The organism is Paracidovorax sp. MALMAid1276 (assembly GCF_049198005.1).
In the GTDB taxonomy this organism is placed as follows: Bacteria; Pseudomonadota; Gammaproteobacteria; order Burkholderiales; family Burkholderiaceae_C; genus Acidovorax.
Genome location: NZ_JBMIRS010000135.1, coordinates 1 through 8066 on the forward strand (window position 1 = coordinate 1; position 8066 = coordinate 8066).

Below are 8066 nucleotides of genomic sequence, written 5' to 3' on the forward strand. Positions count from 1 at the left end.
GCGCTACCTCCTGCGCCCAGGGGTCCACCCTGGGCTTGTCGGTAGCACCACGCGATCCTCGGTTTTCGCGCGTTTCGCTTCGATGCCTTCTACCGCGCAGACTCCTAGTCATTCCTGACCTTGGCGGCGGCTTGCAACAAAGTGTTGAAGTTTGCCAGAGCAGGGCGAGCCGTCTGTACGTGTTTATCACATGCGCCAGCGCTTGAGTAAGAGGGCATTCGCCATCACGCTCACCGAACTGAGCGCCATGGCCGCCCCCGCGACCACCGGGCTCAGATAGCCCAGCGCCGCCAGCGGAATGCCCGCCACGTTGTACGCAAAGGCCCAGAACAGGTTCTGCCGGATCTTCAGCACCGTGCGGTGCGAGACGTCGAGGGCCGCCGCCACCAGCATCGGGTCGCCCCGCATCAGCGTGATGCCCGCCGCGTGCATGGCCACATCGGTGCCGTTGCCCATCGCCATGCCCACATCGGCCGCCGCGAGCGCCGGGGCGTCATTGACGCCATCGCCCACCATGGCCACGATGTGGCCCCCACGCTCCGCCGCTGCGCTGGGTCGCTGCCCCCCGAGGGGGCCCTCGCGCCTTGGGGCGGCCCGGCGGCGCTCGTGGCGCCCGCCATCGCTGCCCTGCTGCAACGCCACCACCTTGGCCGCCTTGTCGCCCGGCAGCACCTCGGCCATCACCTCGCCGGCTGCCGGGTCCAGCCCCAGGCGCCGCGCCATGGCCTCGGCGGCGCCCCGGTTGTCGCCCGAGACCATCACCGTGCGGATGCCCCGCGCCTTCAGCGCCGCCAGCGCCTCGCGCGCACCCGGTTTCGGTTCATCGCCAAACGCCATCAGTGCGCGCAACTGCAAGCCCTGGGTCACCCGCATCGCCACCGCAGACACCGTGGCGCCTTCGCGCTGCAGGGCTTCGGCCCGGGCCGCCAGCGGACCCAGGTCCACCCCCAGCTCCTGCATCCAGCGCAGGCTGCCCACGAGATAGCTCTGGGCCGCCACCTCGCCCTCCGTGCCACGTCCGGGCACGGCGCGCACCGCGTCAGGCGCGCCCACGGTCAATGCGCGCTCCTGCGCCGCAGCGACCACGGCGCGGGCCAGCGGGTGCTCGCTGCCGCTTTGCACGGCGGCCACTGCCTGCAACACCTGCAACTCGTCCGCGCCAGGCACCATCTCCAAGGCCGTCAATCGGGGCCGGCCTGCGGTCAAGGTGCCCGTTTTGTCAAACGCCACGGTGTCCACCTTGTGGGCCCGCTCCAGCGCCTGCGCGTCCTTGATCAGAATGCCGTGCCGGGCCGCCACGCCCGTGCCCGCCATGATGGCCGCCGGCGTGGCCAGACCCAGCGCACAGGGGCAGGCAATCACCATCACGGCCACGGCATGGATCAGCGCGGCCTCAACGCCCGCACCCACCCACAGCCAGCCCAGCAGCGTGGCCAGCGCCACCATCAGCACCACGGGCACGAACACGGCCGACACCTCGTCCACCAGCCGCTGGATGGGCGCCTTGGCGGCCTGGGCGTCTTCCACCAGCCGGATGATGCGGGCCAGCACCGTCTCGCTGCCCACGGCCGTGACCTCCATCACGATGCGGCCATCGCCGTTGATGGAGCCGCCCGTGAGCGGGTCACCCACGTCGCGCGCCACGGGCAGCGGCTCGCCGGTCAGCATCGATTCGTCCACCTGCGTGTGGCCCTCCTGCACCCGGCCATCCACAGGGATGCGCTCGCCCGGGCGCACCACCAGCCGGTCGCCCGCCAGCACCTCGGCCACGGGCACATCCACCTCGCCCTGGCGCGACAGCAGGTGCACCACGTCGGGCCGCAGCGCATGCAGCGCACGGATGGCCGCCGTGGTCTGGCGCTTGGCCCGTGCCTCCAGCCACTTGCCCAGCAGCACCAGGGTGACCACCACGGCCGACGCCTCGAAGTACAGATGCGGTGCATGCCCCGGAGGGTCGGTGGGCGCCGTCAGCCACAGCCACACCGACAGCCCCCAGCCCGCACTGGTGCCCAGCGCCACCAGCAAGTCCATGTTGCCGCTCAGCGCCTTGGCCGCATGCCAGCCCGCCTTGTAAAAGCGCGCCCCCAGGATGAACTGCACCGGCGTGGCCAGCACGAACTGCAGCCAGGCCGGCAACATCCAGTGCTGGCCGAACAGGTCGCCAACCATGGGCAGCACCAGCGGCGCCGACAGCAGCAGGCCGATGCCCACCGGCCAGAACCCCGCCCAGGGCGATGCGTCCTCCAGCGCCTCGTCCTGCCCGGCGGCGCGGGGCTCATACCCGGCATTGCGCACCGCGCGCCGCACCTGCGCCTCCAGGCTGGCCGCATCGCCGTGGGCCCCCGGCGCAAAGTCCACATGCGCCGATTCGGTGGCCAGGTTGACCGTGGCATCCTGCACGCCGGGCACCTTGCGCAGCGCACGCTCCACGCGGCCCACGCAGCTGGCGCAGGTCATGCCGGAAATACCCAGGGTGAGCGAGGGCGCAGGCCCGGGCACGGTGGGGGGAGGGGTGGTGATGGTGGAGGTGGTGTTCATGCCGCAATGCTCATCCTTGACGCGATGGCAAGGTCAAGCGTTGATTTTGATCAACCCTTGCGCCATCAATGCCTTGGCGTGTGTTTGACTCTGCCACGGTGTCAAGCTTCAGCATTCACATCGGCTGCACCCACTGCCGCTTTCTTTTTACAACCCCACAAGGACACCCCATGGCAACCAACACCACCACCACCACGACTTTCCAGGTCCAGGGCATGACCTGCGGCCACTGCGAACGCGCCGTCACCCAGGCCGTGCTGCAGATCGACCCCACCGCCCTGGTGCGCATCGACCGCGCGAGCGGCAAGGTCGACATCGACAGCAGCGCGCAGCGCGAAGCCTTGGCCGACGCCATCACCGAAGAAGGCTACAAGGTGGCTGCGGCCTGAACGGGCAGCCACCCCTCACTGCGAGGCCTCCATGCCCACTCCACCCTTGGCACCATCGCCCTCCCGGGGGCGCAGCCGCCCGGCGGCAGCGCCTGCCCCTGCCGCGCCGCGCGCCACCCCCTGGCCCGTCTCCATCGGCGTGGCCGCGCGCCGCGCGGGCATCTCGGCGCGCATGGTGCGCCACTACGAATCGCTGGGCCTCCTCAGTGGCGTGGCCCGCACCGACAGCGGCTACCGCCAGTACACCGAGGCCGACGTGCACGCCCTGCACTTCATCCGCCGCAGCCGCGACCTGGGCTTCTCGATGGACGAGATCGCCGAACTGCTGGGCCTGTGGCACGACCGCCGCCGCGCCAGCAGCCAAGTCAAGCGCATTGCCCAGCAGCACATCGACGACCTGAGCGAACGCATCGCCCAAATGCAGGCCATGCAGCGCAGCCTGCAGACGCTGGTGGCCTGCTGCCAGGGCAACGACCGGCCAGACTGCCCGATATTGGATGACCTGGCGGCAGGACATGCGGAGCACCCAGCGGCCATGAACGCCAGCAAAAAGCTATCAAATCAATAGCTATTGGCGCTTATCCAGTAAGCGCTAGAGCCCAAAAAATACATTGGAACCCGGGTTGCGACCGCGCCTCAGCCACCGCTGGGCCGGGCAGCCGACTTGGTTTTGGCTTTGGCTTTGCTGCCCGCAGCCCCGCTTGGGGACGCCGGCGCAGCCGCGGCATTCAATGCAGACTTGTCCCCGGGCCGCCGCAGCACCCCGCCCACCAGGGTGTCAATGCACTGCTGCGCCACCTGCTCGGCCGTGTACTCGCCACCCGGCTGGTACCAGCGGCCGATCCAGCTCAGCGCCCCGGCGATCACAAAGGCCGTGATCTTGGGGTTGCAGGGCTGGATGGAGCCTTCGGCCACGCCCTGGGCCACCAGGCGGCGGAACTCCTGGTCGATGGTGGACTTGAGGCGGCGCAGTTCCTTGCGGCTTTCCGGGGGCATCTGTTCGTCGCCCACGCGGATCAGGCACATGCCGAAGTCCTGCGTGACGATGCGCGCATACACCTGCATGCAGGTGATGAGCTGGTCGATCGCCTGGCCGCCCGCCGCGCGCGAGGCCTCGATGCCCTCCAGCATCATCGCCAGCCCCTTGCCCACGCACTGCAACAGGATCTCGTCCTTGTTCTTCACGTAGTAGTACAGCGTGGGCTTGGTCACGTTCAGCCGCGCGGCGATGTCGTCGAGCGAGGTGGCGTGAAAACCGCGTTCGTTGAACAGCTGGGCGGCGGCCTGCAGCACGGCATGGCGCTTGGCTTCGCGCTGGCGCTCGCGGTGCGATGCGGGCTCCCAGGGCGAAGCGCCGGGGGACTTGGCGTCAGGGGGTGCAAACGCCGCCGGCGCAGGGCCGGGGCGGGAGGCCGCCGCGGCGCGCGCCCGGGCGCTGGTCCCGGCGCGGGGTTGGGCGGTGTGGTTGCTTATGCTGCTGTTGCTGCTTCGCGGCGCTGCCGCAGGGGCACGGGGCATGGGTCGGGGGTCCTCGGGATAGTACGGATGCTGCGCAGGGAGGCGGATTCCAGAATCTACCCGCTGGTAGACCGTTTACGTACAGGTAAAACCTTCCCCCAACCCAGGACGCCCGCATTCTGCACGTCCACCGTGCACTGCCCGCGCGGGCAAGCGCGCACGATACTCACAAAATGATAGCTGCTTGCGCTTGATGGATAAGCGCTGGAGGCCAATTTTTCATGAAATCTTCTGACCCCACCCCCACCACCCCGCTGCTGCTCGAACGCCACGGCCCCATCGCCACGCTGCGCTTCAACCGGCCCGAGGCGCTGAACGCCATCGACGTGCCCATGGCCCGGGCCTTTCTGGCCGCCGTGCAAACCATCGCCGCCGACCCCGGCGTGCGCGCCGTGGTGCTGTGCGGCAACGGCCGGGGCTTCATGGCCGGGGGCGATCTGGCCACGCTGCGGGCCAACCCGGTGCAGGGCGCCATCGACATCCTCACCCCGCTCAACCAGGCGCTGCCCCTGCTGGCGCAGATGAATGCGCCCGTCATCGCCCAGGTGCACGGCGCGGCGGCCGGTGCCGGCCTGTCGCTGATGCTGATGGCCGACTATGTGATCGCCGCCGAGGGCACGAAATTCAACCTGGCCTACATCCACCTGGGCACCTGCTGCGACGTGGGCGCCTCGTGGACGCTGCCGCGCATCGTGGGCGAGCGCAAGGCGCTGGAGATCGCCCTGCTGGGCGATGCCATCAACACCGACGACGCGCTGCGCCTGGGCCTGGTCAACCGCGTGGTGCCGGCCGCCGAGCTGCAAGCCGCCACCACCGCGCTGGCCGAGCGCCTGGCCGACGGCCCCACGCTGGCCTACGGCGCCATGAAGCGGCTGGTGCGCCAGTCGTGGAACCGCAGCCTGCCCGAGCAGCTCGCGGCCGAGGCGCAGGCCTTTGTGGAGTGTGCCGGAACAGCGGATTTCCGCGCGGGGGTGGATGCGTTCCACGTCCGGCAGGCAGCGCAGTTCAAGGGGCTGTAAATAGACCTGCAGCAGCCAGCGCCACGCCGCCGATGAACAAAAACACGGGCCACGCCAGGTGCTGCCCGCGCGAAATCACCGCCGTCAGCGCGGCCGTGGGCAAGAAGGTGGCGGCCACCACCAGCGCCAGCCGGTCGAACGAGAAGGACTGCTCGGCCAGCAGCACCAGGATCGCCGCAAAGCCCCACCACGCGATCGTCGTCACATGCCACGCAAACCGCAGCGTGCGCGCCGTGAACGCAGTGCCCCCGAAAAGCCGGGGCAGATCGCCGCGGCGGAACAGCCGCGTGAGGATGTAGCGCTCGCCCAGCACCGAATGGGCCAGGCCCACGGCAAAGGCCAGAAACGCCGCAATGTGAAGAAGAAGGCTCATGGGATACAGCTCGTGAAAGGCGCGATGGGCCGGCAGAAAAGGAGTGCCGGCCTCAGAACGGCACGGCGCCCGGGTCCGTGTCCACCGGCGCTTCCTTCGGCCCGGTCACCACACCGCCCCCGGCCTTGCGGGAAGGCGCGGCGGGCCGGGCAGCGGCCAGAGCGGCGGGCGCTGCCGGTGCGGGGGCTTCCGTGCCCGGCGCGCTGCCCGGCTCCGCCTCGCCCCCCAGCGCCTCGATCAGGTCCGGGATCAGCTTGACCAGCTCGCCCGTGGCAATCGCCACGTCGGTGTCAAAGCCGCCGTCGTCGGCCTTGCTGCCTTCGAACACCGTGTCGAGGAAGGCCACCTTCTTGATCTGCAGACCCTCGGTCAGCATGAAGCTCACGCGGTCGTCCCAGGTGAGCGCGAGCTTGGTGGGCAGCTTGCCGGCGTCGATGTGGGCCTGCACCTCCTCGATGTCGAGCGGGTGGCGGGCGTAGCGCACCACGGCTTTTTCCTCGTTGGCGCTTTTCAGCTCGCACTCGCGGTCCACCGTGAAGCCCACGGGCGGCTCCTGCGCCTTGAGCCAGTGGGCCATGGCGGCCTGCGGGCTGGTCTGGGTGTTGAGCAGCGCCACCGACAGACCGGGCAACGCTTCGACCAGCAGGCTCACCACTTCGTCGGCACGGCCCTGGGCCGAGGTGTCCAGCACCAGCAGGCGCGCGGCGGGGTCGATCCATATCCACATCGATCCCTGCTTGGTGAAGGCCATGGGCAGCAGGTCCAGCTTGGCCTCGTCCTTCAGCTCCTTGCTTTCCTTCTTGCCGGGCTTGCGGCCGGTCTCCTGCTCGATGCGGGCGGCCTTTTCCTTGACCTTGCGGGCGAGCACGCTGCCGGGCAGCACCTTGGACTCGACCATGAAGCGCAGGATCCACTGCCCGCCCACCGACTCGGCCAGCGCGCCATGCGCCTCGCCGCGCGGCGGCACAAAGCCCAGCGACTTTTCCTGCGTGGCACCGCATTCGCTGAACGGCATCTTGGCCAGGGCTTCTTCCACTTGCGTCAGTTCAACCTGCCATTGCGGCGCAATGCGGTACACGATCATGTTCTTGAACACGGGCAAAACCTTTGTTGGGGGGTCTGAAAAACGAGAGGGCGCGTGGGCGGGCCTGCGCGCCGCCATGCCGCATTGTCGGCGCTGGGCGCGGGGCCCGGCCCCGCCAGCGCGGGCGCCGTGCCGGGTGACTGGCAATCACTATCAATTCAATAGCTGTCAGCGCTTATCCATCAAGCGCTGAACGGCATTTTGATTCGATGCCTGAAGCGCCAGGTCCGCAGCTTCTTGTCACAACTTTACACATCCACACCCAACGCGCACGGCGGCGATACAGGCGGGGCAGACACTGAAGCCTCATCGCCGGGGCCATGCCCTGGTGGTTGTTGAAGACCTAGGAGTCTGCGCGGCAGCCGATGCCCCGTCTGCCGCGCAGACCCCTAGACCCACCCTTTACCGAAAGGACCCGCACCATGGCTCATCCCCTGACCCACTTCCACCGCCGCCTGGCCGCCACCGCCGTTCTGGCCGCCCTGGCTCTGCCCGCCCTGGCGCAGACGGCACCCGCCACCGCGCCCACACCCGCCACACCCGCCGCCGCAGCCGTCACCGCAGCCGACGCCGCGCCGCGCCACAAGATGGGCGAACGCCACCACCGCGCGGACCCTGCCCAGCGGGCCGAACAACGCGCCAAGCACCGCGCCGAACGCCTGGCCCGCCTCAAGGGCCAGCTGCAGCTGACCCCGGCGCAGGAACCGGCCTGGACGGCATTCACCACGTCCATGCAGCCTGGCGAGCGCACCGCCCGCCTCGACCGCAAGGGCATGGAGCAGCTCACCACGCCCGAGCGCATCGACCGCATGCGCGCCCTGCGCGCCCAGCACGCCGCCGAGGCCGACCGCCGGGGCGAAGCCACCAAGGCCTTCTATGCCGCGCTGACGCCCGAGCAGCAAAAGACCTTTGATGCACAGACCCACCGCCGCGGCCACGGCATGGGCGGCGGCAAGCACCGCCACGGCCCGCACGGGGACCACCCGCACGGCCAGCGCGGCGCCCACAGCTGAAAGGCCGGGCGCCCCGACGCGCCCATCCCTCCCTCCACGCCACCATCCACGCCATTCCCGGTGCTCCAGGCCCGGTGCCCTCGTCAGGGCACCGGGCTTTTTCTTAGAGCCTGTTCAATGTCTTTTTGAAGA

8 protein-coding genes are annotated in these 8066 nt (G+C 69.5%); 4 read left to right on the plus strand and 4 right to left on the minus strand.

Annotated elements, in window-relative coordinates; translation table 11 throughout:
* Nucleotides 1–186: 186 nt before the first annotated feature.
* Nucleotides 187–2538, minus strand: coding sequence for a heavy metal translocating P-type ATPase (locus ACOQFS_RS09285; RefSeq protein WP_421562611.1), 2352 nt, complete (start codon nt 2536–2538; stop codon nt 187–189).
* Between the two features lie 170 nt (nt 2539–2708).
* Between ACOQFS_RS09285 and ACOQFS_RS09290 the strand changes: the two genes are divergently transcribed.
* Complete coding sequence (locus ACOQFS_RS09290; protein WP_421562612.1) at nt 2709–2927, plus strand: heavy-metal-associated domain-containing protein; 219 nt, start codon at nt 2709–2711, stop codon at nt 2925–2927.
* A 31-nt stretch (nt 2928–2958) separates the two neighbouring features.
* Nucleotides 2959–3495 (plus strand): Cu(I)-responsive transcriptional regulator, encoded by a 537-nt coding sequence (gene cueR, locus ACOQFS_RS09295; protein WP_421562613.1) that lies wholly within the window; start codon nt 2959–2961, stop codon nt 3493–3495.
* A 68-nt stretch (nt 3496–3563) separates the two neighbouring features.
* Here the strand turns inward: cueR and ACOQFS_RS09300 are convergent, their stop codons facing one another.
* A complete protein-coding gene (locus tag ACOQFS_RS09300; RefSeq protein WP_421562614.1) occupies nt 3564–4445 on the minus strand; it encodes a TetR/AcrR family transcriptional regulator in 882 nt (293 codons plus the stop codon).
* 221 nt (nt 4446–4666) lie between these two features.
* Here ACOQFS_RS09300 and ACOQFS_RS09305 point away from each other — a divergent pair, with 221 nt between their 5' ends.
* Nucleotides 4667–5464: an enoyl-CoA hydratase/isomerase family protein gene (locus ACOQFS_RS09305; protein WP_421562615.1), complete on the plus strand. Its 798-nt coding sequence runs from the start codon at nt 4667–4669 to the stop codon at nt 5462–5464.
* On the opposite strand, the gene ACOQFS_RS09310 is transcribed toward ACOQFS_RS09305, so the two are convergent.
* Both ACOQFS_RS09310 and ACOQFS_RS09315 read right to left on the minus strand, forming a co-directional pair.
* The gene (locus ACOQFS_RS09310; protein ID WP_421562616.1) at nt 5451–5837 is read right to left on the minus strand and encodes a hypothetical protein; all 387 of its coding nucleotides are present in this window, start codon (nt 5835–5837) and stop codon (nt 5451–5453) included. The two genes, ACOQFS_RS09305 and ACOQFS_RS09310, sit on opposite strands and share 14 nt — an antisense overlap.
* 52 nt (nt 5838–5889) lie before the next feature.
* Nucleotides 5890–6933 carry a recombination-associated protein RdgC gene (locus ACOQFS_RS09315; RefSeq protein WP_421562617.1) on the minus strand — a complete coding sequence of 348 codons (1044 nt, stop codon included), beginning with the start codon at nt 6931–6933 and terminating at the stop codon, nt 5890–5892.
* A gap of 410 nt (nt 6934–7343) precedes the next feature.
* Between ACOQFS_RS09315 and ACOQFS_RS09320 the strand changes: the two genes are divergently transcribed.
* On the plus strand, nt 7344–7934 hold the full coding sequence (locus tag ACOQFS_RS09320; RefSeq protein ID WP_421562618.1) for a Spy/CpxP family protein refolding chaperone: 591 nt from the start codon (nt 7344–7346) through the stop codon (nt 7932–7934).
* Nucleotides 7935–8066: the final 132 nt, after the last annotated feature.